The sequence below is a fragment of the Sulfitobacter pacificus genome (genome assembly GCF_030159975.1).
Taxonomy (GTDB): domain Bacteria; phylum Pseudomonadota; class Alphaproteobacteria; order Rhodobacterales; family Rhodobacteraceae; genus Sulfitobacter; species Sulfitobacter pacificus.
The window spans coordinates 299552-325261 of sequence record NZ_BSNL01000001.1 but is presented as its reverse complement, the minus strand read 5'-3'; the positions used below and the strand labels follow the sequence as shown (position 1 = coordinate 325261).

The 25710-nt window shown below is 56.9% G+C and carries 21 protein-coding genes; 4 read left to right on the top strand and 17 right to left on the bottom strand.

The window, feature by feature from the left end:
• Position 1: 1 nt before the first annotated feature.
• The 7 genes from QQL78_RS01720 to QQL78_RS01690 form a co-directional block, all read right to left on the bottom strand.
• Positions 2–1774 carry a CHASE domain-containing protein gene (locus tag QQL78_RS01720; RefSeq protein ID WP_284375402.1) on the bottom strand — a complete coding sequence of 591 codons (1773 nt, stop codon included), beginning with the start codon at positions 1772–1774 and terminating at the stop codon, positions 2–4.
• Positions 1775–1914: 140 nt separating this feature from the next.
• The gene (locus tag QQL78_RS01715; protein WP_284369943.1) at positions 1915–2226 is read right to left on the bottom strand and encodes a DUF4387 family protein; all 312 of its coding nucleotides are present in this window, start codon (positions 2224–2226) and stop codon (positions 1915–1917) included.
• Complete coding sequence (locus QQL78_RS01710; protein WP_284369941.1) at positions 2213–3568, bottom strand: acyclic terpene utilization AtuA family protein; 1356 nt, start codon at positions 3566–3568, stop codon at positions 2213–2215. The genes QQL78_RS01715 and QQL78_RS01710 overlap by 14 nt, the downstream gene beginning before the upstream one ends.
• Positions 3568–5073 (bottom strand): tripartite tricarboxylate transporter permease, encoded by a 1506-nt coding sequence (locus tag QQL78_RS01705; RefSeq protein WP_284369939.1) that lies wholly within the window; start codon positions 5071–5073, stop codon positions 3568–3570. The genes QQL78_RS01710 and QQL78_RS01705 overlap by 1 nt, the downstream gene beginning before the upstream one ends.
• A 1-nt stretch (position 5074) precedes the next feature.
• Positions 5075–5563, bottom strand: a complete 489-nt coding sequence (locus QQL78_RS01700) for a tripartite tricarboxylate transporter TctB family protein (protein ID WP_284369937.1) — start codon at positions 5561–5563, stop codon at positions 5075–5077.
• A complete protein-coding gene (locus QQL78_RS01695) occupies positions 5563–6543 on the bottom strand; it encodes a Bug family tripartite tricarboxylate transporter substrate binding protein (protein ID WP_284369935.1) in 981 nt (326 codons plus the stop codon). The genes QQL78_RS01700 and QQL78_RS01695 overlap by 1 nt, the downstream gene beginning before the upstream one ends.
• 281 nt (positions 6544–6824) lie before the next feature.
• Positions 6825–8309 carry an inorganic phosphate transporter gene (locus tag QQL78_RS01690; RefSeq protein ID WP_284369933.1) on the bottom strand — a complete coding sequence of 495 codons (1485 nt, stop codon included), beginning with the start codon at positions 8307–8309 and terminating at the stop codon, positions 6825–6827.
• A 334-nt stretch (positions 8310–8643) separates the two neighbouring features.
• Here QQL78_RS01690 and QQL78_RS01685 point away from each other — a divergent pair, with 334 nt between their 5' ends.
• Both QQL78_RS01685 and QQL78_RS01680 read left to right on the top strand, forming a co-directional pair.
• Entirely contained in the window at positions 8644–9930 is a 1287-nt protein-coding gene (locus tag QQL78_RS01685) for a flavin-dependent oxidoreductase (RefSeq protein ID WP_284369932.1), read from the top strand.
• A 52-nt stretch (positions 9931–9982) separates the two neighbouring features.
• The gene (locus QQL78_RS01680; protein WP_284369930.1) at positions 9983–10312 is read left to right on the top strand and encodes an arsenate reductase family protein; all 330 of its coding nucleotides are present in this window, start codon (positions 9983–9985) and stop codon (positions 10310–10312) included.
• Between the two features lies 1 nt (position 10313).
• Here QQL78_RS01680 and ugpC read toward each other — a convergent pair whose 3' ends face one another.
• The 4 genes from ugpC to ugpB all read right to left on the bottom strand — a co-directional run bounded on the left by ugpC (position 10314) and on the right by ugpB (position 14485).
• Positions 10314–11369 (bottom strand): sn-glycerol-3-phosphate ABC transporter ATP-binding protein UgpC, encoded by a 1056-nt coding sequence (gene ugpC, locus QQL78_RS01675; RefSeq protein WP_284369928.1) that lies wholly within the window; start codon positions 11367–11369, stop codon positions 10314–10316.
• A 2-nt stretch (positions 11370–11371) separates the two neighbouring features.
• On the bottom strand, positions 11372–12208 hold the full coding sequence (ugpE, locus tag QQL78_RS01670; RefSeq protein WP_284375401.1) for a sn-glycerol-3-phosphate ABC transporter permease UgpE: 837 nt from the start codon (positions 12206–12208) through the stop codon (positions 11372–11374).
• A 20-nt stretch (positions 12209–12228) separates the two neighbouring features.
• The gene (ugpA, locus tag QQL78_RS01665) at positions 12229–13110 is read right to left on the bottom strand and encodes a sn-glycerol-3-phosphate ABC transporter permease UgpA (RefSeq protein ID WP_284369926.1); all 882 of its coding nucleotides are present in this window, start codon (positions 13108–13110) and stop codon (positions 12229–12231) included.
• Between the two features lie 64 nt (positions 13111–13174).
• Positions 13175–14485 (bottom strand): sn-glycerol-3-phosphate ABC transporter substrate-binding protein UgpB, encoded by a 1311-nt coding sequence (gene ugpB / locus QQL78_RS01660; protein WP_284369924.1) that lies wholly within the window; start codon positions 14483–14485, stop codon positions 13175–13177.
• Between the two features lie 34 nt (positions 14486–14519).
• On the opposite strand from ugpB, the gene QQL78_RS01655 reads away from it, so the two are divergent.
• Entirely contained in the window at positions 14520–15221 is a 702-nt protein-coding gene (locus QQL78_RS01655) for a hypothetical protein (protein WP_284369922.1), read from the top strand.
• On the opposite strand, the gene QQL78_RS01650 is transcribed toward QQL78_RS01655, so the two are convergent.
• The 6 genes from QQL78_RS01650 to QQL78_RS01625 all read right to left on the bottom strand — a co-directional run bounded on the left by QQL78_RS01650 (position 15218) and on the right by QQL78_RS01625 (position 24169).
• Positions 15218–16645, bottom strand: a complete 1428-nt coding sequence (locus tag QQL78_RS01650; protein WP_284369920.1) for a DUF6880 family protein — start codon at positions 16643–16645, stop codon at positions 15218–15220. The two genes, QQL78_RS01655 and QQL78_RS01650, sit on opposite strands and share 4 nt — an antisense overlap.
• Positions 16646–16686: 41 nt before the next feature.
• A complete protein-coding gene (gene rsgA / locus QQL78_RS01645; protein WP_284369916.1) occupies positions 16687–17739 on the bottom strand; it encodes a ribosome small subunit-dependent GTPase A in 1053 nt (350 codons plus the stop codon).
• A gap of 75 nt (positions 17740–17814) precedes the next feature.
• Positions 17815–19359, bottom strand: coding sequence for an acetolactate synthase large subunit (locus tag QQL78_RS01640; RefSeq protein ID WP_431358332.1), 1545 nt, complete (start codon positions 19357–19359; stop codon positions 17815–17817).
• 26 nt (positions 19360–19385) lie between these two features.
• Positions 19386–20954: a class I adenylate-forming enzyme family protein gene (locus QQL78_RS01635; RefSeq protein WP_284369912.1), complete on the bottom strand. Its 1569-nt coding sequence runs from the start codon at positions 20952–20954 to the stop codon at positions 19386–19388.
• A gap of 5 nt (positions 20955–20959) precedes the next feature.
• Positions 20960–22954, bottom strand: a complete 1995-nt coding sequence (locus tag QQL78_RS01630; protein WP_284369910.1) for a TRAP transporter permease — start codon at positions 22952–22954, stop codon at positions 20960–20962.
• A gap of 78 nt (positions 22955–23032) precedes the next feature.
• Positions 23033–24169 carry a TAXI family TRAP transporter solute-binding subunit gene (locus QQL78_RS01625; protein ID WP_284369908.1) on the bottom strand — a complete coding sequence of 379 codons (1137 nt, stop codon included), beginning with the start codon at positions 24167–24169 and terminating at the stop codon, positions 23033–23035.
• Positions 24170–24703: 534 nt separating this feature from the next.
• Here QQL78_RS01625 and QQL78_RS01620 point away from each other — a divergent pair.
• Complete coding sequence (locus QQL78_RS01620; protein WP_284369906.1) at positions 24704–25648, top strand: tripartite tricarboxylate transporter substrate-binding protein; 945 nt, start codon at positions 24704–24706, stop codon at positions 25646–25648.
• The last annotated feature ends 62 nt before the right edge of the window (positions 25649–25710 follow it).

Here is a 25710-nt window from a genome sequence, read left to right as displayed (position 1 = left end):
CTTATGCGGCCCTTTGTGACAGAAGAGATGTGGACTGCGACAGAGTACAAGGCCAGTCGAAATGGAAGGTCGCCCCGCTTCCAAGTTCAGACTGAACCGTGATCTTACCACCATGGCGTTCGACCGCTTTTTTGACAATCGCCAGACCAATACCGGTGCTTTCGGGCATATGAGCCAGTCGAAGCGTCTGAAATACCTTGAAAATTCGATCATGAAACTTCGGATCGATACCCGGACCGTTATCGGATACTGAAAAACAACAACGATCTCCTTCAAGTTTGGCCGATACAACAATCTGCAGCGGATCCGTACCATCGTAGTATTTCACGGCATTCCCGATAAGGTTTTCCAAGACACGGCGCAGATTCACGGTATCTATATCAACGGCTTCGACATCTCCGTTCAGCACCAGTTGGTCTTCCCTCAGGCCCAGATCCAGGATCAGATCAACAAGCGCCCCTTTCAGATCCAGATGCCCAGTTTCACCGGCATGCACATCAACCTTTGCATACTCCATGATGCCTTGCGTCAGTTGATTCATACGAACAACGCGGCTTTGGATCAGATGCAGGTTTTGGCGAACTTCCGGGTTTGCGTCTGCTGATGCAAAATACTCTTCAAGGTCCTCCTCGATCATCTCTGTCAGCCCGTTGATCCCGCGGATCGGCGTTTTCAGGTCATGGGACGCGATATAGGCAAATTCCTCAAGCGCCTCATTCTTCACCGACAATTCCTTGTTCATCGTGTTAAGCCTTGCGGTCTTGGCCTTTAGGGAAACGGTCACCTCATCAGCATAGGAAATCGCCCGTTTGTTCGCCCGCGCCATGAGGAACAGCAGCGCGATAATCAACGCCTCGATCACCAGACCGGCAATCAGAATATATGTTGATTGCGAATAGGTGTTTTGCCCGCGAAACGCGAGGTTGCTCCGAATGTCGACGGTCCAGGTGCGCCCGTAAAGATTGATCGCAACCAGATCCGAATGCATCGGGTCGGCGTCATGTAATTCATCTATTGCAGCATGTTCATCGTAAATCAGGCTGCCGTCATCATGGATGCTAAAACGCACATTACGCAGCTCTGTTGCCAGCAACCCTTGCATCAGCTTGTGAACAACAAATGGGGCATAGACCGCGCCGGCGGGCACACCGTTGTTTTCAAAGGGCGCATAGAACAGAAATCCCGGCGTGCTGCTTTCATCCTGAACAAGGGTGATGGGGCCGGTGATCTGTGACGTGCCTGTATCTCTGCTGGCCAGTGCGGCCGTGCGCCGGTTGGTTTCATGTGCGACGTCCAGCCCGATGGCCGCCGCATTACTGCTTTCCGGCTCGATATAGGTAATCGGCATATAAAATGACTGCTCATGTTCCGGGAAAATCCGGAATTCCGGTCGGCTGCCGCGTTGTTCGGCCAGATAGGCGTCCAATGTCTGTGCAGTTTGGAAATGGATCACACCGATCCCGTTAATACCCGGATATTTTTCATGAATATCCAATGTCTGTGCAAAGGCATGCCAATCCTCATAGGAGATATCCCCGCCATGTGACTCAATGGCGGCCACGCCCGCCCAAAGTGCATCCTCGTATTTTTCCATGCGGTCCACTATCAATGCCAAAGCGCGATCGCGCGCGGCCTCAAAACGCAGGCTGACCCGTGTTTCAATTTGCTGCCGCGAAAACTGCCAGGCGAACAGGGTCAAACACAGGGAAAGAGTAACCACAATAACATGGATCGCTTTGATCCGGCTTTCTGCATTTGCAGGTATTTCATGCATCTGAGTCAAACTTTGATCCTCCTGTTGGAATCTCTGCCTACTCAAAATGTATTGATATTCGATTTATCTTTTTTACCTGTTTGTATGACGCCCGATCGCTTGCCTGTCAGCGGATACCCACGCCAAAATCCATGGTGCGATCAGGGCGACAGTTCACTTTCCGCCAGAAGGGCCGCCCAAGAGGCCCCGTGAATATCGCGATCCATCCGCGCGCCCTGAATAAAGGGGCGCGGCAGGCTGAACTTGACGACGTTCAAATCAGCGATATCAAAACGTTTGATCTCTTGGGTCGCGACATCAAAGACCTGCGCGACCTGACGGGTGGATAGGGTATTAACAACCTGATCATAAACATCTGAATCACCACAGAAAATATCAATGGTCAGCCAAAACGGCCCGGCATTCTTGCTGCGGACTTTCTGTACAATGTCACCCAACCTAGCCAATTTCATGCACCTCCAATGTGAAAGCATCCATCGGATTCTCGAGCTGCAGAACATGGTTCAGCGTAAATTCAAACACCTCTCCGCGTGGCATTTCAGGCGGCGAGAAAAGAAAGGCGAAGGTCGGCACCTCTTCTTCCTGTGTCAAAGGATGATGCAGCAGGTAGGGGTTCAGCAGCTTGGCAATTTCCTGTGACAGGCCTTCGGATTTGGCCGTCACAATACCCATCGCGCAAATCTCTGTCGGGGTGATTTGTTTGGTTTCAAGCATCCCGAAACTTGCAGAGTGCCCAAGCAGCCGGATTTCAATCGAAAAGGCATCGGATTTCAGATGCAGACGGTCCACTACCTTGGCGCTGCATTTCCCGACAATGTCATCTGCCCAGATCTGGGCATTCTGCACATATCTTTCATCCCGCAACAGCGCCATGGTCACGGTTTGAAACCCCGCGCCGCGCGCGCCTTCCAGCTTGACGGTATAGCGCTCTGACGGCACCCATTCCGATCCGGTGACGCGCACGGATGTATCATTCAGCGGTTGATATTTCGCTTTGGAAACATCCAGATACCCGCCCGGTTCATGCAGAATAAAGGGGTCCGAATTTTCATAGAGCATATGTGCCGAAACTGTATGCGGGGTGGCCTTTGCCCCATCTGCAAGCGGCGTCACGGTGAAGCCTTCCGCATCAAAATCGATCAGGATCACACCTGATTGCGGATTGGTCGCACATAGCGCCCCACATTCGCCGATCTTGGCCCCATGCCAAGCGCCACCAGCATGGCAGCCTCTCTGTAGAGGCAGCGCTGCGATGATCGCCGTATCCGTTGTGCGCCCTGCAATGATGATATCCGCCCCGGTGTTAAGCGCCTCGGTAATCTGTTCCGCCCCGGCAAGGGCAACAATATTGCTACAGCTTTCGATCAGCGCGGCATCGACATCCGGCGCGTTTGGCAAGGGCGTCACGCGCCCCTGCGTAAAGGCTTGGGCCATTTCTGCGGGGTGTTGTGAACTGCGCAGAACGGCGACCTTAACCGGGCGGCCTTGCTCGGCTGCGATCTCGCGGGTGATGTCAAGCATCCAGTCCACGGCGCTGTCCGCCCCGCAGGTGCCTGCCGTGCCGATCACCAAGGGACAGCCGGCATCGGCCCGCGCCTGCATCAGCCCAGCCCATTCCACCTTGGTCGAGCTGCGGGCATATTTTGACATGCCCCGCCCCAGATAGGCAGGGCCGCTGTCGGTTGAACCACCGTCAATTGCAATGATATCGGGCTTCGCCGCGATACCCCGCTGCAAAGCCACGGCATCATAGTTCAGACCCAAGGCACCGGAAGGAACAAGCACACGTACCATCAATCCGTTACCGCCTGTGGCTTCTTGAGGATACCGCGCAGGAACATCGGTGCGACAAACCCCGCCACCGCCGCAATCCACAAGCCAATCGCAATCGGGCTGGAAAAGAGATAGGTCACATCACCATCCGACAGGGTCATCGCCCGGCGCAGCGCGTCTTCCATATTCCCGCCCAACAGGATGCCAAGGATCACCGGCACAGTTGGAATATCCAGTTTGCGCAGGAAATACCCAAGCACCCCAAAAGCCACCATCAACAGCAGATCGAAATAGCTGCCGGACAGTGAATAAATCCCGACGAAAGAAATCATCGTGACTCCGGGCAACAGAATCCACGCTGGCACCATCAGAATTTTCACAAAGATCTTCACCATCGGCACGTTCATCAGCAACAGGACCACATTGGCGATCAATAGGGAGGCGATCAGCCCCCAGACAACCTCTGGTCGGTCGGTGAACAAGGTCGGACCGGGCGTGATGTTAAGCGTCATCAATAGCGCCAGCAGCACCGCCGTTGTGCCTGAACCGGGCACACCCAAGGTCAGCATCGGCACCAGCGCCCCGCCTGCCGCCGCATTGTTCCCTGCTTCTGGCGCCGCAATCCCTTTGGGCACGCCGGTGCCAAAACCACCCTTTTCACCAGCAATGGATTTCTCTGTCATATAGGCAAGGAAAGATCCCAATGACGCCCCGGCCCCCGGCAGGATACCTGCAACAAACCCCACACCAGAGGCGCGCAGCATCGTCCATTTGCTATGCCAGATGTCCGTCCATGGGATGCGCACCTTATCAAGGATCACCCCGATCGACGATCCCTTGCCATGGGATTCGATAAAGAAAAACAATTCGGCTACGGCAAACAGCCCGACGATGGCCACTAGGAAATCAATACCGTCAAACAGATGCAGGTTGCCCCCCGTCAGACGCGGCAGTCCCGATGATTGGTCCACGCCAATCATCGCAATACCCAGCCCGATACAGGCAGCAAGTGCGGCCTTGGCCTGATTGTTCGACGCCATGCCACCCAACGTGCAGAAGGCAAGCAGGTAGAGGGCAAAATACTCCGCAGGCCCAAAAAGGAACGCCACACGGGCCAATGAGGGGGCCAGCAGCATCAACCCCACGGTGGCCAGCAAGGCACCGACAAAAGAGGCAACACCGGATAGCACCAAGGCATCCCCTGCCCGTCCCGCCTTGGCCATCGGATAGCCATCCAGCGTAGTCATCAAGGCAGGCTCATCTCCGGGAATGTTCAGCAGAATCGAACTGATCCGCCCGCCATACATCGCGCCGTAGTAGACCGATGTCATCAGCACCAATGCCGATGTGGCATCAAGCCCCAACGTAAAGGTGATTGGGATCAGGATCGCCACACCGTTGGACGGGCCAAGCCCTGGCAGCGCCCCGATGATGGTGCCAAGGAAACATCCACAGACCGCAAGGAATAATGTGTAGGGCGACAAGGCCACGGTAAACCCCAAGGCGAGGTTGGCTAGGATATCCATTTCAGTGCCCCACAAACGGAATAAGAACGGTCAGCGCATTCCACAGTTTTTCAACGGTCGGGATGCGATAGGCCACGATGTTGCCAAGGCCCAGCGCGTATTTGAACAGAACAAACAGCCCCAGGGACAGGCCGATGCCAGAAAACACCGACGGGCCTGGCCGGTCGGAAATCTGATAGCTGAGAATACCGGCGGCAATCATCGTTGGCAGGATGAAACCCAAGGGTGTCAGCATCACCGCGTAAATCGCCAGCACAAGAACCGCGATCCCCATCGAAAGAAAGGTGCGCGCGGCAGGCCAGTCAGGATCAGGGTCGGGTTTGAATACCATCACCAGCGAACTGATGGCCGCAACACAGCCGATCATAATCGGAAAGAGTTTCGGCAGGAATTCACCAGAAAAGAAATTTGTCTGGATCTGAGTGGCAGCCGCGATATACGCGACTGCCGTGATCAGTGTGACCAGACCGAACAGACGGTCTGATGCCATTACTGTGTCACTCCAAGCTCTTTGGACATGGCGGCAATATCGCTTACCAGACCATCAACATAGGATTGGAAATCACCGCCCACTTTGGTGAAAGGTGCCAAACCGTTGTCTGCCATTGCCTTGGCCCACTCCGGGCTGTCTGCAACCTGCTGCAGCTTGCCTGCCCATTCGTCAAACCGCTCATCCGAAATGCCCTTGGGCACATAGAGCCCACGCCAATTAACCGCCACGACATCGTAGCCTTGCTCTTTTGCTGTCGGGATATCGTCAAACCCCGGCACCCGTTCGTCGGTCAGTACGGCAATAACGCGAATGTCACCATTGGACAGAAAGCTGACAACCTCGGACATATCGCCGGTCATCGCTTGCGTGAACCCGCCAACCGTTTGAGTGATCGCATCCGCGCCACCATCAACACCAATGTATTTGACCTTTCTGATGTCGGTGAACCCGGCCTTTTGCAGGATCATCAACGGCTTCATGTGGTCAAAGCCCCCAACAGCCGAACCACCGGCAAAAGCGACAGAGCCGGGGTCGGCCTTGATCGCATCAACCATATCACCCAGCGTCTGGATCGGACTGTCTGCTGCAACCACGATGACACCGGGATCCGCACCAATCGCGCCGACAAAACGTACCTGATCTGCGGTCATACCTGCATAGGCATTCTGCGCCAGACGGGTGGTTGTGGCGGATGACGCCGCAACGATCAGATCCGCGTCGTCATTGCGTTCATTGACAACATTACCATAGGCGAGGCCACCACCCGCACCGGGCATATTGGTGACCTGCACGGGCTTATCCACTGCGCCGATATCAAACATGATCTTGCCGATCTGGCGGCAGGTAAAATCCCAGCCACCACCGGGGTTGGCAGGTGCAATACACTCAGCAGCGGATACAGAAGTCGCGGCAAAGCCGCTCGCTGAGGCGGCGACAACAGCAGTTGTCAAAAGTGCTTTGAAAAAGCGTTTGGTCATTGGTTCCTCCCATTTGGCAACCGCGATTCCATCCGCGGTTGTTGTCACCAAACGCTATCAACCTGTCATGAACCTGTCATTCAAAACTATTTAGGTGGGTATTTGTACTTTTCACCCGTCATGGCCGGCAGGCGAATGCCCTGCCCCGGATAGCGACCATCCCGGACTGCCCCGCTGTCTCGTTCCCGCAACGCCAGAAACAGAACGCCGATATGTAACATCCAGCGGCTCAGTCACGCCTGCGCAAGAACCTGTTTAGGCGCCCTCGCGCCAGCCGAAGGTCACCCCATCACTTGGCTGATGCCGAAGAAGATCGTCGCAGAGAGCACCGCCGCCGCCGGAACGGTGATCACCCAGGCCGCGAGGATCGTCATCACATGTGAACGGCGCACAAGTTTGCGGCGTCTGCGTTCCTCTGGCCCGTATGTGGTTTGGTCTGGCATCGCCAGCCGCGCCTTGCGGATCCGCCGCTCTGCATCCCATTCGCGGAAAAACCCGACACCGAAAACACCGCCCACCGCAATATGGGTGGAGCTGACCGGCAGGCCCAGCCAGCTGGCAAGGATTACCGTGATGGCCGCTGACAAGGCCACACAATAGGCCCGCATCGGGTTCAGCTTGGTAATCTGTCCGCCAACCATTCGGATAAGTTTCGGACCGAAGAGGAACAGACCAAACGAGATGCCCAATGCGCCGATCACCATCACCCAGAAGGGGATGCTGACCGTATTGATAAAGTCACCCGACTGCGACGCCTGCACAATTGCCGCCAGCGGACCAACCGCATTGGCCACATCATTTGCACCATGCGCAAAACACAGCAATGCGGCAGAAACGATCAACGGAATCCCGAAAAGCACCTTGAGTGATTTGTTGCGGTTCTCAAGCCCTTCAGACTGTTTGCGGATCAGCGGGATCATGACCAGCCAGACGGCCACCCCGATGGCAAGCCCGATCAGCAATGCGGATGACATATCAATCTTGATGATCTTTTTCAGCCCCTTCAACGCCAGATAGGACCCAAAGGCCCCCGCCATGATCCCGACCAGCACCGGCACCCATGTGCGCGCTGCCGCGATCTTGTCTTCGCGGTAGATGATGCGCGATTTGATGATCCACAAAAAGAAGGCCGCAATCACACCGCCCAACACCGGTGAGATTACCCAGCTGGCCGCGATCTTGCCCATGGTTGGCCAGTTCACAGCGGCAAACCCCGCTGCGGCGATACCTGCCCCCATAACGCCGCCCACAACAGAATGTGTGGTGGAAACCGGTGCGCCAACCCAGGTCGCCAGATTGACCCAGAGGGCCGCCGACAAAAGTGCTGCCATCATCGCCCAGATGAATACTGACGCCGTGCCCATGCTTTCCGGTGCGATAATGCCCTTGGCGATGGTCGAAACAACATCCCCCCCGGCAATCAACGCCCCGGCGCTTTCAAACACCACCGCGATTGCAATCGCGCCGCCCATCGACAGAGCGTTTGCCCCCACAGCAGGCCCAACATTGTTGGCAACATCATTGGCCCCGATGTTCAGCGCCATATAGGCCCCCAGACAGGCCGCGATCACAACAATGGCTGTATTGCTTTCCTGTCCAAAGAACAGCATCGCGGAAATACCGGCCATAACCACGAACACCAACGAGATGCCGGGGCCAACCAAGGGCCGCGAGGTATAGCTGCTCAGCCGGTCAAGGTTGGAATAGCGTTCAAGATCGCGGTCCAAGGTCTCAAGATGGCGTGGATCACCTAGTTGCTGGGTCATTCAGGTTACCTCATTGATTTCGCGAGTCCTCTAGCGTTGATTGGCCCGCAAAAGCAACTGTGCATCTGCCCAAGCCCGATGTTCGTTGACGGTTGCACGGATTTTACAACAATGTGCAGCAGGCCGAATGCATCGGGTGGCGGTTGTCCGCCCGGTGATTTCGGCACTGCGACTGGAAGCGCTGGCAGCAATGCTTCCCCGCCAAGCATTGCCCATTCCGGGAGTGCAGCCTACACATTGGACCGTGACCTGACGGAACGCATGACCTCTCTGCAAGCGGCGGCAAGGCGTCCTGTCATTCTGACCTGCCGAGCAACCTACTGGATTTCGTTTCATGACCCAAAACTCACCTGTCATCATCGCGGGGGGCGGTATTGGCGGCCTGACACTGGCACTGACCTTGCATCAGATCGGCGTGCCTTGCCTTGTATTGGAAAGCGCAGCGGAAATGCGCCCCATGGGGGTTGGTATCAATATCCAGCCGAATGCCATACGCGAGCTGTTTGACCTTGGCATCGAAGCAGATGCACTGGACCAGATCGGCGTGCCCGCACGGGAATGGGCGCTGGTGGGCCTGAATGGCAAAGAGGTTTATGCCGAACCGCGCGGGCGACTGGCCGGCTATAACTGGCCGCAGTACGCCGCACATCGCGGTGCCTTTCATATGTTACTGTACAAAACCGTATTGGACCGCATGGGCCCAGGTGCCGTGCAACTGGGCAGTCGCATTAAAAGTTACGAAAAATCCGACACGGGTGTCACTGTTTGCGTGTCGCGAAAGGATGGCGTTGAAGATCAGCTTTCCGCCCGCTTGTTGATTGGTTCAGATGGCATTCATTCAACCGTGCGGGCACAGATGCATCCCGACCAGCCACCAATCCACTGGGGCGGCGCGTTGATGTGGCGCGGCACGGTGCGGATGACACCACTGCGCAGCGGCTCCTCCTTTGTGGGTTTGGGCACCCATGAAAAGCGCATGGTGATCTATCCTATTTCGCCGCCAGATGAAGAGGGCAAAGCGCTGGTGAACTGGATTGCCGAAGTGACTGTGGACAACGCAGAGGGCTGGCAGCAGGAAGGATGGTTCCGCCCTGTGGAGGTTGACAGGTTTATCCATCACTTCGAGGATTTCCGCTATGACTGGCTGGATGTGCCGGACATGTTGCGCCGCGCGGATTGTGTGTTTGAAAATCCGATGATTGACCGTGATCCGGTTTCAACATGGGTTGATGGCCCGGTTGCCCTGATGGGGGACGCAGCGCATGCGATGTATCCCACGGGCTCAAACGGTGCCAGTCAGGCAATTGTCGACGCCCGTGTCATCGGTGCCCAGTTGCTGGCCCATGGGGTGGCTCCTTCCGCACTCGCCGCCTATGATGCACAGTTGTGCGACCCTATTTCGGCTCTTGTTCTGCGCAATCGGGGGGCCGGCCCCTTTGGCATGCTGAACCTGATCGATGAACGCTGTGGCGGCGTGTTCGAAGACATCGAAACCGTCTTGCCCGTGGCAGAGCGACAGGAGTTTATGGCCAATTATAAAGCCGCCGCCGGTTTCGCCATCGACAGCTTGAATGCGGCCCCCCCAACCTTGCCGCAGGGTGCGCGGCTGCGCGACGGGTAATCAGATGGATGGTGCGCCTGGACGACAAAATAATAAGCCAAGGAAAAGCGACATGATAATTTACGGATTAAGTACCTGTTCAGACTGCCAAAAGGCGCGCAAGGCCTTGGAAGCAGTGCGCAAGGATGTGACCTTTCGCGATGTGCGCGCCGATCCCTTGAACGAAGAGCAGCTGGAGACCTTGATTGCCGAATTTGGCGACCGTCTGGTGGATCGCAAATCAAACGATTACCGAGGCTTAAACGAGTGGTTGAAAAACTCTGAAGCAGTGGCGCAAATCGCCGCGCAGCCCAAGGTGATGGCCCGCCCGGTCCTGCATGACGGGGACAACTGGTATCTGGGTTGGGACGAGGCGGTGCAAAAAGCCGTACTGCCCGCGTGATCTAGCCAATACGGCGCAGGCCGGTATCCACATCAAACAGATGTGCCTTGCCCGGTTGAATGGAAAAGCGCAGCTCCTTATTGGCCTGCTCCATCAGATGCACACCTTGCAGGCTGGCCGTGAAATTGCCGCTTACCCCATCAACAACACCGTGCAACAACGTGTTTGCGCCAAGTGGCTCGGCCATCCTGACCTGAACACGGATCGCGCCCGCGTCTTGCACCTGCAAATGTTCCGGCCGCACGCCCAGTTTGACCGGCCCGTCCGGTCCGACGCCCTCGGCAACGGCATGCTCTCCCAGATAGACCTGACCATCCTTCATCACTGCATCAAGGATGTTCATCGCTGGGCTGCCGATAAACTGTGCGGCGAACAGGGTACGCGGGGTTTCGTAAACCTCCAAAGGCGTGCCGATCTGTTCCGCCACACCGGCATTCATCACAATCATCCGGTCGGCCATCGTCATCGCTTCGACCTGATCATGGGTGACGTAAAGCGCGGTAATCCCCAACTTTGACTGCAACTCCTTGATCTCAAGGCGCATCTGCACCCGAAGTTTAGCGTCGAGATTCGACAAAGGTTCGTCAAACAAAAACACTGCCGGTTCGCGCACAATCGCACGGCCCATCGCCACCCGCTGACGCTGTCCGCCAGACAGTTGTTTTGGTTTGCGATCCAGCAATGGCTCCAATTGCAACAGCTTGGCTGCGGCGACCACCTTGGCCTCGATCTGGTCCTTGGGCAGCTTTGCAATCTTCAGCCCGTAGCCCATATTCTGGCGCACGGACATATGCGGATAGAGCGCATAATTCTGGAACACCATCGCAATATCGCGATCCATCGGTTCCTTTTCATTGGCGCGCTGACCACCAATCTGCACCTCACCTGCCGAAACTGTTTCCAGCCCCGCAACCATGCGCAGCAAGGTGGATTTCCCACAGCCCGAAGGGCCGACAATGACGATGAATTCGCCATCCGCAATTTCCGCATCAATGCCGTGGATCACATCCGTGGGGCCAAAGCTTTTTTTGATGTCTTTCAGGGTAACGGTTGCCATTACTATTTCTCGCTATCGACGAGGCCGCGGATAAACAGCCGTTGCATACTGACGACGACAATCACCGGGGGGATCATCGCAAGGATTGAGGTGGCCATGATCACCGGCCAGTCCGCCACATCATCACCGGAGGGAAACATCTGTTTAATGCCCATGACGATGGTGTTCATTTCAGGATCGGTGGTGATCAGCAGCGGCCAGAGGTATTGGTTCCAGCCGTAAATAAACAGAATGACAAACAAGGCTGCGACATTTGTACGGCTCATCGGGACAACGATGTCCCAGAAAAACCGCATCGGCCGCGCCCCGTCCACCCGTGCGGCTTCGGCCAGTTCATCAGGGATGGTCAGGAAAAACTGGCGGAACAGAAACGTGGCCGTGGCCGAGGCGACCAGCGGAAAGATCAGCCCGCCATAGCTGTTGAGCATGCCAAAACTGGCCACAACCTCATAGGTCGGCACGATGCGCACCTCGACGGGCAGCATCAGCGTGAGGAAGATCATCCAGAAAAACACGTTGCGAAACGGGAACCGGAAATAGACGATGGCAAATGCCGACAATAGCGAGATCACAATTTTGCCCAAGGCAATGCCAATCGCCATTACCAGACTGTTCAGCAACATCGTCGCCACCGGTACATTCACACCGGAAAACAGCGCCTTAGTATAGTTTTCAACAAATTGATCCCCCGGCCAAAGCGGCATCGGCGGCCTTACAATTTCAGGCTGCGTCACGGTGGAGGCAACAAAAGCCAGCCAGATCGGAAAGAAGATCACCAGAACGCCAAGGATCATCACCACATGCGTCAGCCACAACCCCGCACCGCGTTTTTCCACCATGCCATGCACTTCTTTTGCCATCAGTAGTGCACCCTTTTCTCAACGAATTTGAACTGGATGATGGTCAGCAAACCAACCACAAACAACAAGATCACCGATTGTGCGGAGGAGGAGCCAAGGTCCTGCCCGACAAACCCATCGGCAAAAACCTTGTAGACCAGAATGGTGGTCGATTGCTGCGGCCCGCCGGAAGTAATTGTGTGGATCACGCCGAAGGTTTCAAAGAAGGAATAGACCACGTTCACAACCAGCAGGAAGAATGTGGTGGGCGACAGCAGCGGCAGCACAATTGTCCAGAACCGTTTCCAGAACCGCGCGCCGTCAATCGCCGCCGCTTCGATTACCGAACGCGGCACGGCCTGCAAAGCGGCAAAGAAAAACAGGAAGTTATAACTGATCCGCCCCCAAGCAGAGGCAACAACAACAAGGCCCATCGCCTCGCCCCCGTTCAACACATGGTTCCAGTCATAGCCAAGATTGCCCAGATACCATGACACCACCCCAACGCGGGTGTTGAACATGAACAGCCACAGAACACCGGCAATGGCCGGGGCCACAGCATAGGGCCAGATCAACAAGGTGCGATAAACACCGGAGCCTTTGATCAACCGGTCCGCCATAACAGCCAGAAACAGCGCCGGGATCATCGAACACAGGGTAACGAGGATCGAGAAAACCGCGGTGGTCAGGAAGGACGCGCGGTAAAACTTGTCCCCCAGCAGATATTCAAAATTGCCCAAGCCGACAAATTGCGACGACAGGCCAAAGGGATCGGGAATGAACAGGGATTGATAGACCGCCTGCCCTGCCGGATAGAAAAAGAAGATCGCGGAAATAAGCACCTGTGGTGCAATCAGCAACAGGGGCAATACCCAGCCACGAAATGTGACGCGTTTTTCCATGTCTTTGCCCTCTGCTCAAAAAGAAAGGCGGGCCCGCAAATACACGAACCCGCCTTGGAATGGTTCAGCGGTTGGCCGCTTCGAACCGGCGCAGCAATGCATCACCGCGCTCTTTGGCGCTGTCCATTGCTTCCTGTGCCGTTTTGTCACCGGACCAGATGCCCTCAAGCTCTTCGTCGATGATGCCACGGATCTGATCGAATGATCCCAGACGCAAACCTTTGGAATTGGCCGTCGGCTGATTGGTGGTCATCTGGATCACCGCCACATCGGTGCCGGGGTTTTCGTCATAGAAACCCGCCGTGCGTGTGGCTTCGCCTGCCTCGGTGGTGATTGGCAGATAGCCGGTGTCCTGATGCCACTTGGCCTGAACATCGGAAGACGACAGGTAGCTAAGGAAAGTACCTGCACCTTTGTATTCTTCCGCCTCATGACCTTCCATCACCCATAAGGATGCGCCGCCGATGATAGTATTTTGTGGTGCGTTTCCAACGCCTTCCCAATAGGGCAGCGGACGCACGTCAAAATCAAACTCGGCCTCAGCCTTGATCCCCGCATAGCCAGCGGAGCTTTCGGTGAACAGGGCACATTCACCTGCGCGGAAGTTCGCACCGCCCTCATTGCGACGACCGGTATAGATGAATTTACCATCTTTAGCCCATTGGCCCATCGCGCTCAAATGCGCGACCTGTGCTTCACCGTTCAGCATCAGTTCTGTGTCGACACCGGCGAAACCATTGTCTTTGCTGGCAAAGGGCACGTCGTGATATGCGGACAGGTTCTCAAGATGGATCCAGCTTTGCCATGCGGTGACCAGCGGGCAATCCTCGCCGCCAGCTTTCAGCGCGTCCAGCGTGGTGCCGACGTTCTGCCAGGTGGACAGATCCGTGTCAGGGTCCACACCTGCGGCTTCCATCGCATCGCGGTTCACCCAGAGAACAGGCGTGGAAGAGTTGAACGGCAACGACAGCATGTCACCATCCGTCGACGTATAGTACCCTTTGACCGCGCCGATATAGGCATCGGGATCAAAGGTTGCGCCGCTTTCGCCCATGACCTCATGCACTGGACGGATCGCGCCCTCGGCGGCCATCATCGTGGCTGTACCAACCTCAAACACCATCAGGATGTGCGGTTGCTCACCTGCGCGGAACGCGGCGATACCTGCGTTCAGCGTTTCGGAATAGTTGCCTTTGTGCGTCTGAACAACGGTGTAGTCGTCCTGACTTGCATTGAACTCTTCAACCTGTGCGGCGACCAACTCCCCCAGACGCCCGGTGAAGGCATGCCAGAACTGGATTTCGGTTTGGGCCATTGCTGCCACGGGTGTCAGCATCGTTGAAACGGCGAGTGCGCCGATAAAAGACTTTTTCATTGTTTCTCCCCTGCACCGCAGTGGTGCGTTGTCATTGTGGCCCTTCGGATTTGATCCCGAGCCGGTTGTCAGACCTGCGAACGATACACGCAAACCGATAGACTTCAAGCGAGGTGCGTGCAGATCACCATTCCCGCTCGCCGTGCATGTAGTAGAATTTCACAACATTTTCATGACACAAGAGAAATTTACCAAAACGGCATGGGGGAATCGCCCTAAATCACGCGAAACCCCCTATCCCATTGCTTTTAAATCTCTTAAAATATGTCAGAACATCGCAGAGATTTTGCCCATGATTGGTGCGACCGAAGAGAATCGAATCAAAAACATGCCTGCTGTGCCCCCGGATATCCTGCCCGCGTTTGAAAAGTTCGGTGCAAGGCAACGTGCCGTCTTACTGACCCTGCGCCAGATGATTTTTGACGTTGCGCAGTCAGATCCACGCATCGGCTCGCTGGAAGAGGCGCTGCGTTGGGGCGAACCCGCCTATCTGACCAGCCAGAATAAAACCGGCAGCACAATCCGCCTTGGCGTTGAAAAAACATCCGGCCTGCCCGCGTTATTTTTCAACTGCAACACCTCCCTTGTCGAAGGGTTTCGTCAACAATTTGGCAACGCGCTAAAATACTCAAAAAACCGGGCGGTTCTTGTGGACACAGCCGAGGGTCAGACCAACGACGCATTGCGCCTTTGTATCGCCGCCGCACTGACCTACCATCTGCGCAAAAAGACCTAGGGCACCCGCGCCCAGAACGAAGATTTATGTTTGTGCCGCGTGCGCAGATAGCTTTCGAAATCCGCATGTGCGGGAAAACGGCCATAGTCCGTCAGTTCAAGATCCGCAGCGATGCAATCCATCAGATGATCCGCCGCATGGCCGTATCGGGTCGTTCGCCCCTCTCCCAAAACATGATCAATCGTCGCCCGCCACAACAGCACCGCCGCACGGGGATGCCTGTCGCGCAGGGCCTCGGCGGCGGGGGTTAACAACTGGTAATGGTTGCCGTCCAGTTCCTCGGCACGGTCCTCAACCAGTTTGGCAGCAAAGATCAGGTCAGGCCAGTCGAGGAAAAACCGCAAGGACGTGGCCATGTCGTCAAACTGCAAGGCATGGGCCTTGGCCTCGTCTTCCACTTCGACATCTTCAAAATCAGGCAGCACTTTCAGGTAGTCGCGCAAAACACCGGCATCCAGCGTTGCACAGAACACCGACCATCGGTGCGTCTGCGCCTCCTCCAGTCGCTCCATCCCCAGCAGGCAGGCGATGTACGCAGTATCCCAACGCAAATCATCCTCCCGACGCTGGCTCAGATCGGCACCGGTCAACACCGCAAGCCCCGCCTCGGCCCGGCCTTCGCTCAGGTGCAGCTCTGCCACTTCTGCGGCGATATGCGGGCGGGTCAGTTCCGCCGCAGAATACTGCGCAACATAGGCATCCGTATCACCTTCAGCGGCAGCAATTTCCTGAAGGCTTTGTTTGATCAGGCGTGATTTCTGCTCTGCAGCATAGTTACCACCACTGCTGCGCAGATCGCGTAGAAACTGGATGGCGGCATGACCCTCCGGTTCTTCCACCGGGGTTTGCGCATGTGCCTGCACCAAATGTTTGAGCTGCTCCAGCCCCGCTGCGCCCAGTGTCGGTGCCATCAGGCCAATGATCCCATCAAAGGCACCATATGCGTTGTCACGCTGCGCATCCCAGACCCGCGCCGCAAGGGTTTGAGGGTTCAGACCGGCGCGCGGTGCGATCTCTTCAAGCTGCGCCAATGCCGCGCGAAACACATCACCCACATCTCCCCGGCTGTCGTCAACACGTTCATAAACCGAGGGGGCCAGATCGATAAATTCCCACAATAGATCAAAGGCCACATCAGGTGCCTCCGGCGCGATCTTATCGGTGATCATCTCTGATTGGGTCGCCAGATCCTTGATCAGCGCCTTGCGTCTGCGCCATCCGACAAAACTGGTGGACCGCCGGATTGAGGCCAGACGTTTGCGCACGTCGCGGGCCAATTCGCCGGGGCCAAGGTTATGGCTCAATTCCAGCCGCAAGCGCCGTTTGATCTCGGCGCTGCCGGTGCTGACCTCGATCAGCAGATCAGCCAGAGTTTGCGCGCCTAGGGCCGCCAGATTTTCCGCGTTCAGAGTTTTCTTCGACATGGCGATATCTTCGCATCCATGCAGCGATATAGAAAGGGCACTCAGCGTCTCTTGCGCCGTCCTTGCGGTTTCTTATTGCCGCGTGGCCCTGTGGTTGTGGGAGTATTGTCGCGGTTTTCCTCGGCCAGTTTACGCCAGCGTTCAAGCCGTTCCGGCGCAACATCACCCGCCGCAACCCCTGCCTGTACAGCGCACCCCGGTTCATGGGCATGGGTACAGTCGCGAAATTTACACTCGGGGGCCAGTTCGGTGATCTCGGCAAACAAGATATCCAGACCGACGGCAAGATCGCTGACGTGCAATGTACGGATGCCGGGTGTGTCAATCACACAGCCACCGGCCTGCGTGGTATGCAACGAGCGCGCGGTGGTGGTGTGACGACCCTTTGCATCATCCTCGCGAATGCCGCCCGTGGCCTGAACGTCTTCGCCCGTTTTATTCGCAAGCGTGTTCAGCAAGGTTGATTTACCAACACCGGAGGACCCAACCAGCGCCACCGTTTGCCCCGGACCACACCAGGGGGCCAGCGTATCCGCCGCCTGGGTCGCCTTGGCATTCAAGGTGACCACGGGCAGCCCCCGTTGCAGGGCCGCGGCCTGATCAACAAAGGGCGCGGTATCGTCTGCCTGATCTGCTTTCGTCAGGACGATCACCGGGTCAGTGCCCGCCTCATTTGCAAGCGCCAGATAGCGTTCCAGCCGCGCGGCATTGAAATCATCATTGCAAGAGGTCACGATAAACAGCGTATCAACATTGGCCGCAATCAGCTGCGGCAGATGTGCCCCTTCGGTCTTGCGCTGCAACAGCGCGCGCCGATCCAGACACCGGACAAACATTAGGGTCTTAGGATCGCTCAGCACCCAATCACCGACGGCAAAATCCGTGGTTTTCGACGCAGCAGGCAGGTTCACCTTTACCGGCCCCGAGGCCCCTTCAGCGGTCAGGCGCGAACGATGCACCGTCGCGATGCGCAAAGGGGTAAGCCCTGTTTCATCACGACCTACCTGATCGGCAAAGAAGCTGGACCAGCCAAGGGCGGTCAAGGGAGGGTGAGTATGATCTGATGGTTTTGACACAGGAACCTGAATGCGCATGAAGCGGCCATGATGCAAGTCTTTGATGATATTCCGCCGTTTTGCCCCTGCTGCGGACGACCCATTGTCACCGCGTTACAGCATCACCTCGATCAGATTGGGCCCACCGCTGGCCAGCCCATCCGCCAGTGCATTCTCCAGCCCGTCACACTCTGTGACCCGCACCGCATCCACCCCCATTGAACAGGACATCTGCACCCAATCCAGCGCCGGTCGGTCAAGGCTTAGCATGTCAATGGCGCGTGGACCGGGGTTGCCGACACCCACATTGGTCAACTCGCCCCGCAGGATCTGATAGCTGCGGTTGGCAAAGATCAGTACCGTTACATCAAGGTTTTCCCGCGCCATGGTCCACAGCGATTGCACCGTGTACATGGCCGAGCCATCGCCAGTCAGACATAGCACCTTGCGATCGGGACAGGCGACGGCAGCACCAATTGCCGCTGGAAGGCCATAGCCGATGGAACCGCCGCAGTTGTTCAGCCAAGTGTGTTTCGCAGCGCCCTTGGTAGCAGGTGAAAACGCGCGTCCCGTGGTCACGGATTCATCCACCACAATGGCATTTTCAGGAATGGCACGGGCGATCATCGCGGCCAGATTATCCAGATTAATCGGCCCCTCAGGGCGCTCTGGCGTAAAGGGCTCTGCAACATGGGCGGGCGGCGTTGTGGTTGCATCAGTCGCATCTGCCAGCGCCGCAAGCGCTGCGCTCAGGTCCGCGCCCGCACCGGCCAGGGTCAGTATTTCCGCACCATCACGGGTCAGGATGGCAGGTTTGCCGGGATAGGCGAAAAACCCGATGGGCGCACGCGCCCCGACCAGCACGATGCGTTTGAACGGCTTTAGCACCTCCAGCGCAATGTCGATGGGGTAAGGCACACGGCCCACAAACACACGTCCCGCGCCCCGTTCCAGCCGTGCGTTCGACCATTCCGACAGGATCTTGCAGCCGGTCTTGGCGGCAATGCGCCCTGCGGTTTCCAGATTGCTTTCGGTCAAGGCACCGCCCCCCAGCAGCAGCAGGGTCTCTGGGCCGTCAAGCGCGTCAACCGCCTGTGCAAGCTGGCTTTGATCAAAGGGGGCCGGTGCGAACAGTTCAATTGCATCCTGCGCCACCCCACCGCTGTTCCAGGCCGTGTCACTTGGCAAGATCAACGTGGCAATCTGGCCTGGCGCAATCATCGCGGCCTGTACCGCCTCGGCGGCGTCCGTGCCCACGGTTTCAGATGACGCCGAGCTACGCACCCAATGCGAGACGGGGCGGGCAATTCCTTCGATATCAGACGTCAGCGGCGCATCAAGTTCGATATGGGTCGAGGCATGTTCACCCACGATATTCACCACCCCCGAACCGGCCTTCTTTGCGTTATGCAGATTGGACAAGCCGTTTGCCAGACCGGGACCAAGGTGCAGCAGGGTCGAGGCGGGTTTGCCCACCATCCGGTAATAGCCATCCGCCGCCCCTGTCGCGACCCCCTCTTGCAGGGCCAGCACGGACCGCATGCCCGGAATGTGATCAAGCGCAGCCACAAAATGCATTTCCGAGGTACCAGGATTGGTAAAACAAACATCCACACCATTGGCCAACAGAGTATGCACCAGGCTTTCGGCACCGTTCATTTTTTGCGCTGACAGCGGCTTATCTTTCACAGGGTTTCCTTTTCCCAATAAGGGGCACGCAGATCTTTCTTGAGGATCTTGCCGATGGTACTGCGCGGCAAGGTGTCACGAATTTCGACCTGCGACAATCGTTGGCTTTTGCCCAACCGTGCATTGGCGCTGTCCAGAATATCCGCCGCGCTTCGCCCCGCAGAGGGCCGACAGACCACCAGCCCCAGCGGGGTCTCGCCCCATGCCTCGGAGGGCACACCAATCACGGCCGCATCAATCACATCTTCGTCTTGCAGCAGCACCAATTCCAGATCATTGGCATAGATATTCAGACCGCCCGATATGATCATGTCCTTCTTGCGGTCCGACAGGATCAGAAAACCATCCGCATCAAAATAGCCCATGTCGCCAGAGCGGAAATAAACCTGCCCTTCCGCGTTGCGCCAAATGTAGTCCGCGGTCAGATCGTCACGGCCAAAATACCCCGACATCATTGTCGGTCCGCGACCACAGATCTCACCCACCTCACCCTGTGGCACTTCCTGACCATCCACGTCGATCAGCCGGATGTCATTACCCGGGGTCGGCTTGCCCACTGTATGTAACTTGTCCGGGAACTCATCCGCCGCCAGCACAGTCACGCCGCCCCCTTCGGTCAAGCCGTAATACTCCAGTAGGCGACCCGGAAAGCGGGCCAGCACATCTTGCTTCACATCCGCACGCAAAGGTGCCGAGGTCGAGAATTTGACCCGCATTGAAGACAGATCAAAGCTGTCAAAATCGGGCACATCCATGATCCGTTTATATTGCACCGGCACCAGCATCGTATGGGTTATCCGGTCCCGTTCGACGATTTGCAAATACTCCCGCGCATCGAATTTGGGCATCAGATACACCGTTGATCCGCCAAACAAGGTGGGCAGAAAGGCGACAATGGTGGTGTTGGAATAAAGCGGCGTCGAAATCAGCGTGCGGGCGTTATCGTCATAGCCATTTGGCGAAACCCGCTCCATCTGGGCGGCGCGCATCCAGTGGTTGTGCAAAATCCCCTTGGGCGTGCCGGTGGTGCCAGAGGAATAGATCAGGTTGAACGGATCGGACAGGTCAACCGCGACCATCGGATCAGTGTCGGGGACGCTGTCTAAAGCGGTTTCATAATCGTCGAAACCTGCCTGTTCAAAATCGATTGCAAACCGCGCCAACGGCAGTTCACCGATGAACCCCGCCACCAGCTCCTGATATTGCGCCGCCACAAAAATCGCCTTGGCTCGGCTATCTGTCAGCATCTTGTGCAGCGCATCTGGCGACGCCATGGAGGACAGCGGTGTCACACAGCCCCCCGCCCGCAGAATGCCCATGAACAATTCTGCATAAGCGATGGAATTGGCCGAAATCACCGCCACATTGTCGCCCTTGCACAGCCCCTGTGCCAGCAGCAGGTTGGCAACCCTGTTGATGCGTCTGTCAAATGCCCCCCAGGTGACCGAAGTATCACCACAGACCAGCGCCAGCCGGTCAGGATGCGCCACCGCGTTGCTGCGCAGGCGGGCGACGATGGTTTCGGTGGGCGGTGTTTCGGTGACGGCAGGCGTGATCGGTATCATCTGTCTCAGGCTGGGTTCGGGCCAGCGGCATTGCTGCGCCAGGCGATGAGCATTGGCAGGGCACATAGGGCGACCCCAAGGAGGAAAGACGCGAGATAGCCCAGATTGACCAATGCGGTCTGCGGCATGGCAATCAACACGCCGCCACAGAACAACAGGATGCGCAACGGCATACCTGCACTGCCTTCCAGCGGACCAACAAGGCTGATGTACCCCTGTAACGCAGAAGAAATCATCGCAACGCCAATCAGGGCCGAGGTCAACGCCACAGCCACTTCCCACGCCGGGGCCTGCCCGATCAGCGCGGGGTTCAGCACAAAGAAGAACGGTGCGATATAGATGACGCCGCCAAGGCGCATCGCCTCAAACCCGGTTGCAATAGGGTTGGACCCGGCCATGGTCGACGCCGCAAAGGCCCCCAGTGCAACGGGCGGCGTGATATAGCTGACCATGCCCCAATAGAGAATGAACAGATGCACCGCGAGGGTGTTCAACCCGCCCGCCTCCAGCGCTGGTGCCAGCACCACAGCAAGGAAGATATAGCAGGCCGTCACCGTCATCCCCATGCCAAAGATAAACGCGGTCAGCGCGCCCATTGCCAACAGTACAAGCGTGTTGTCACCGGCCATAAAGACCAGCTCGTTCACCAGCGTTCCGGCAAGGCCGGTGGCGGAAAACGACCCAACGATCAGCCCCACACCCAGCAGGATTGCCGTCAACTCGGCCAGCCCCATGCCAACCCCGACAATCATATTGCCCAGCCGTTGTTTGTTCAGGCGGAACCGGGCGCGGAACTGGTTCACCACCAGCAGCAACGCTGTCGCATAAAATGGCGCGGAGGATTCTTGACGCAGGCCGATCATCATATAGAGCAGCAGGGCAAAGACAAAAATATAGGGCCAGCCCTCTGTCATCACTTCCTTGAGGCGCGGCAGATCTGGGCGCGGCAATCCGCGCAGCCCGCGTTTGGCGGCATAGGCATCGATGCCGGTGAACAGCCCCCAATAAAACAGGATGCTGGGAATGGCCGCGGCAAGGGCGATTTCGACGTAAGGACGCGAGAGGAAGGACGCCATGATGAAAGCGGTGGCCCCCATGATGGGTGGCATCAACACGCCGCCGGTAGAGGCACAGGCCTCTGTCGCAGCGGCGGTTTTTGCACTGAAACCGGTTTTGCGCATGGCGGGGATTGAAACCGCGCCAGTGGTCAGCACGTTCGAAATGACAGAACCGGACATTGATCCCATGAACCCGCTGGCAAAGATCGACACTTTGGCCGCACCACCACGATACCCGCCGACAAGACCAAGTGCCAGATCGTTAAAGAACTGCCCGCCGCCGGTGCGCTGCAACACTGCGCCAAACAGGATAAACCCGATCACCACGCCGCCAAAGGCCTTCATCGGGATGCCAAACGAACTTTCGGCAGAGAAGATGTGATAGGGTACGGTTTGCATGAAGGTGCTTTGAAACCCGGAAAACGGGTCAGGCACATGACCCGCGAATGTGGGGTAGAAGGCAAAGAAACACACGATCAGAAACAGGACCAAACCGCCTGCACGCCGTGTCGCTTCAAGGATCAGAAAGAAGAAAACGACCGAGACATATTGCGCCATTTGCGGCGCCGCATATTCCCAGCCTTGAGACAGATTCGCCTGCGCTGTTTGCGCCAGATATCCGGTGCAGGCCAGGGATAGGGCGAACAGAAGCCAGTCCAACAAGGAAGGCACACCGCCCTTGCCGCCACGCATCTGGAAAATCAGGAAACTCAGCGCCAGAAACAGGCCGCCAAGGATATAGAGGTACCGCCCTTCGATCAGGACAAGTCCCATAATTTGAAGGTTAAACAGCTGGTTAATCACCAAAACCAATGACAGCAACGTGCCGGTTACGACAACCCAGCGGGCGGGTCCGGCCAGACGCTCTGCGGGGGTTTCCCCATCAATGGCAACCTGTTCGGCCCCTGCGGGCAAGGGAGTTGGGGCGTTTGAATCTGACATTGGGGATACTCTTGTCTAAAACAATACAGGGCAAACCGGCCAGCATAAATGCCAGCCGGTTTCCGTTAGCTCTGTGGATCAAAAGACGACTTTAAATCCACCGTCAGCCAGTGCCTTGCGTCGGGCTTCGCTCCAGGCGGCTTCCCAATCTGCAGGTGCCGCTGCTTTGGTTGCTTCCCATGCGGCGGCCAAGGCCGCCTGACGTGCAACCAGATTGTCGTTATGCGCCTGCGCGGAGTCAGACCAGACACCCTGTTCTTTATAATAACGGATCGCCCCCTCATGGTAGGGAACAACCCATTCCATGTTCTGCTTGTCCATCGCCCAACCGCCGATGCCGGGTGAATTGCCATCATATTTCGGGAACAGCTCAACCATCGCTTTGGTCATGTTATAAACCAGGTCAGCTTCTGTTGCTTCCATTGCCGTCAGCACCGGATAGGCATAGCCCGCCCCCTGGTATCCATCTGTGCCATCAATGGTGGCACCCACTTTGGCTTTGTTCAGCTGGAAGAACGGTGCCACGCTCTGAAGTGCGGCAAACCCTTCGGTATTGGCCGGATCAACCGGCGGCCAGAACAGACCGCGCGGGCCCGCTTCTGCCTCATAGGCCTTGCCCGAGTTGGTAGAGGCAAATGCCGCATCTACCTGACCTTCGATCAGCCCGGTCCAGCTTGCGCCGAAACCGCCGAAATCAACACGCTCAACATCATCCCAGGTCAGACCACCATAGGCGAGATAGGCCTCTGTGTTGACGTTAAGCGCTGGTGCGCCAACGATATAGGCCACACGTTTGCCCTTGAGGTCGGCATAGGTTTCGATCCCCAGATCACCTGCAACCCCAACCGAAAGGTTGATCGCACCACCGTTGTTCGCCATCAGGACGCGCACCGGCTGTGGCCCCCAGTTCTCTGTGCCGAAATCAAACACGCCCTCTTGCGCCATAAAGCTGCCGCCAACACCTGTTGCAGAAAACTGCACACGGCCCTGCCGCAATGGCTCTGTCCGGGATACATCGTTTTTGCCCGGCAGCACACGTAGGTTCACACCAGCAGCATCTTGCAGCGCCGCACCAATTGCCACAGCTTGGTTATATCCAGCAGAGCCGGTGCCATAAGCTGTCCAGCTCATTTGCTTTGGCAATTCAAAGTCTGCCGCCATCGCCATCGAGCCTGAAAGACCCAGCACGGCAATCGCCGAAGTAAGATAGTTCATGATCATCCTCCCAAATATTTCCCGACCTGTCTGCGCAAGCATCGGGCATGGCGGCGATGCAATTCTTGAAACATCGTTCCGCTATGTGGATCACGATAGAGAGGTTGGCTTTGCCGAGTCAACACAACTTCGGGCGTGATGCGGGGCGTTTCTTGGTCTCTTCACCCTGTTGTTTTGCACAGAGAAATAAGGGGGATACGCCACGTTCGACCCTTGCAATTTTTGAGGGTCCGCCCTGCCATCCACTCAATTCTTGCGGGAGATTTCGTAAGCCCCCTATGGAATCTGATCCGAGAGGAGAATCTGCAAGTGATCATTAGTCACCACCGCCAGCAAGGGACCAGGCACCTCGCCGGTTCCACGTCAGATACTGCCCTAGCAACTCAACCACCCAAACCCAGCGGCATCTTCAACAGGCAGATTCACTCGGTGTTAATAAAGAATGTTTGAAAAGAAATTGACGCAGCGGGAATTGCGGGGCAGGCTATTTTCCGTAACGCCGGTTCAATAAATGAACCGCATAGGGGAGAGAACATGCATATTTGTAAGAAAGCCCTCACCGCTTTGGCGGTGGTCGCCAGTGGTTTCGCCGGGGCAGCAAACGCCGAGTATCCAGAGAAACCCGTCGAATTCATCGTCCCATGGCCCCCCGGTGATCTGGAGGACGTGTTGACCCGCATGATCGCCGAGGATTTTCAGGTCAAATATGGTGTTGCGGCGGCGGTGGTGAATAAACCCGGTGGCGGCGGGGGCCCTTTTCCCGGTGCTATAGAGGTCGCCAAGGCCCCAGCGGATGGGTACACAGTCGGATCCTTCCTGATTGCCATTCCGGTTGTTGGACCGCAGATCGGCATTCCCGAACTGGCACCAAACCCGTTTGAACCTTTGGGGAACTTCCTGACCTATCCCTTTGTGATCGCGGCCGGGGGCAATGCCCCTTATGAAGATATGGCCGGGCTTGCGGCACATGCCAAAGAGACCGACGTTGTGCTGGGCCATTTCGGTGCCCCGCTGGTACCGACCCGCGTGACATTGGCCTTGGCCAAGGAAATGGGGTTCACCTATGCCTCTGACGCAGCCTTTGACGCGCTGGATTGCAATACGCTGGCCTCCGGCGATGTTGACGTGATCAACACCACCTTGCAATTGATCCTGCCGTGCCTCGATGACGTCAAGGTGCTGGCCTCTATCGGGGCGGAGCGGATTTCGCTCACCCCGGACACGCCAACGGTGGCCGAGCTTGCACCGGATCTGAACGTGGTATTGTGGAACGGGTTATTCGTGCACAAGGACACACCAGAAGACGTGCGCACCAAGATCATTGATGTCGCCAAGGAAACGGTCATGTCAGAGCGCGCCCAGAAACTGGCAGCTGAAACCGGTGCATTGGTCTATTGGCAGAACGCCGACGAGGTCACCGCCCAGATCGAGGCGGACATCAAGACACTGGATCACATCGGCGAGATGCTGTCAGAATAATGCCTGAACACGGTCGGGCTACATCCCGTAGCCCGATCGATGCAGACAATGGGCAATCAGAC